This is a genomic window from Bradyrhizobium sp. th-b2 (assembly GCF_000426785.1).
Classification (GTDB): domain Bacteria; phylum Pseudomonadota; class Alphaproteobacteria; order Rhizobiales; family Xanthobacteraceae; genus Bradyrhizobium; species Bradyrhizobium septentrionale.
The window spans coordinates 1-1,037 of sequence record NZ_AUGA01000272.1 but is presented as its reverse complement, the minus strand read 5'-3'; the positions used below and the strand labels follow the sequence as shown (position 1 = coordinate 1,037).

Sequence of the window (1,037 nt, the reverse complement as noted above, 5' to 3'; positions counted from 1 at the left end):
GACGCACACTCCGTTAACGCGTGTCCTACCCGCGCCGCAGGCAGCAGCGATCCGGGTGATCATGGCGTCCGTCTGATAGACCATCGGCGGGGTCATCGCTGGCGCTGGTGTCGCAATCAACAAGGCGAAGACAGCAACATGGTCCAGCCGGCGGCATCCCTCCGGCTTCATCGAACCGTGCCTGCCGTTCGCGGTTCCTTGGACGCCTGCATTCCAGATTGCACGGTGTTCCGTGGCTGAACAGCCGGTTTACACAATCACCTGGCAAGAGGGTCTACGACGGGCAGCTTAGGGGCGATGATACTGTCCACCGCCACACGAAGGGCGCCGGCGAGTTTCGACCGGTTCAGTTAAGCGCAACGACATCCACTGGCTCCGAGGCATTCATAATGGCTAGGAGGCCGCGTAGAGCCGACTTGGCACCTCGGGCGTCAAATACTCGCCTCCAGGCGTATCTCTGCTCCACGCGGCCTCGCGGGCGCAGGGCGCTTTCCGCCAGCGGACCGCGAATGGTCCCGAGGCCAGCTTGACCTTCTCGTCCTCGCTGAGACCGGACGGCTTGCTCAACCGCTCGATCAAGGCGTGCTCTCGGCCTCCACAACAGCCGCACGCTTGGCATGTTCCTCGGCCTTCTCCGCTTCCTGGAGCGCCGCCTGCTTCTGGATCTCGTGCGCCTTCGGGATCAGGTCGTCAATTTTGTCTCGCATGGCTGGGGACTCCTGGGATCAATCTTGAGCCTTGCCCGAGAACGGTAGGAGCGAGCTGGCCGTCTTCTTTGATCCAAATCAAGCAAGGCGCGCGTCAGGAAGGCACGGTGCGAGGCACGGCTGCGAAAGCGCCAGCGCCCGGAAGGGAGATGAAATTTGAGCGAACAGATGCTTCCGGCAGCCCCCCATCATCTGCCGTTCTTCATTCCAGGCGCCGACGGGTCGGACACCCTGATGGTGGTGATGGGCATTTTCCTCGTAGCTACAGTCTTCTGGGTTGGCACCCTCTACTGGAAACTGCACAGCCTGCCGGAGCGCATGGCGCACAAG

Annotated in this window: 1 pseudogene; it reads right to left on the bottom strand. The window is 62.2% G+C overall.

What is annotated here, in order from left to right:
* Positions 1 to 516: 516 nt before the first annotated feature.
* Positions 517 to 707, bottom strand: a pseudogene (locus K359_RS56775) (hypothetical protein); the annotation flags it as partial.
* Between the last annotated feature and the right edge of the window lie 330 nt (positions 708 to 1,037).